Below are 960 nucleotides of genomic sequence, written 5' to 3' on the forward strand. Positions count from 1 at the left end.
CGTAACAAATTAAAAAAAAATCTTGGGTGGGCAGCTAAAATAATAGGTAAGATTAAAAAGAAAGATAATATAAAAATGACTGTGAGTTTAGAAAGCCTAAAGTGTGGGCAAATGTAATTAAATTTTAAAACTTATTTCTAATTCCCCGCCCTTTAAGAATTATTAATCTATTTTTGCTATTAAACTTTATTTAGATTTAAAAGTTCATATTATCTTTTTAGCACCCGCCCAAGCTTTATTTAAAATTAAAAATTTACTAACCGCACGGTTAACCGATTCTAAAAAATAGTAAAATTAGAATTATTAAAATACTTTATTTTAAGGCTTTATTTACCGTGCATTAATTATTTTTTATTAATACATTATTTAGGTATCAATAAATATGCTTGAAATAAAAATTAATTTATGATAAATATTTATTAATTTGCTGTAAGTGTTTTTTAAAGAGGTTTATATGAAGATTAGTATATTAGCGGTTGTATTAATTATTATTTCTTTTATATTTTATAATGAAATGACAAAACATAATGTATATAATGTAAATGTAATAGAAGAAAATGAAGAAATCAGCATTTATAATGGTAACTATATAGTAAGTGATAATGATATTATTTTAGAAAATAGTTATGATTTTAATAGTAGTATAGAAATTAAAGAAATTCGCCGCAACTACCTCAGATGGAGAGATAGAGATAATCCTAATGTAGATTTTGAAGATGATTCAAAAGATTTATTTGTGAGATTAGTAATAATATTTATGGTAGGTTGTGCTGTTATAGGTGTTTTGATAGAGATAGTTTTTTATAAAAATGCATCTTATAAATTTTATATTATTCTACTTGCGATAATTCTTGTAATAAGTTCAGTTATTATTTATAAAATACATGAAAACTTAGCTATTTTCAATATGCCTGGAAGTATAGAGAGCATAATAGAATTATCAGCTTTCTTTTTTGGCGG

At 23.3% G+C, this 960-nt stretch carries 1 protein-coding gene; it reads left to right on the forward strand.

The genetic code is table 11. From position 1 onward, the window contains the following. Positions 1 to 454: 454 nt before the first annotated feature. A partial coding sequence (locus R4K56_RS14710) for a hypothetical protein (protein WP_335772883.1) occupies positions 455 to 960 on the forward strand: 506 nt, incomplete at its 3' end.

Origin of the sequence: Brachyspira pulli (genome assembly GCF_036997785.1) — a bacterium.
GTDB lineage: Bacteria > Spirochaetota > Brachyspiria > Brachyspirales > Brachyspiraceae > Brachyspira > Brachyspira pulli.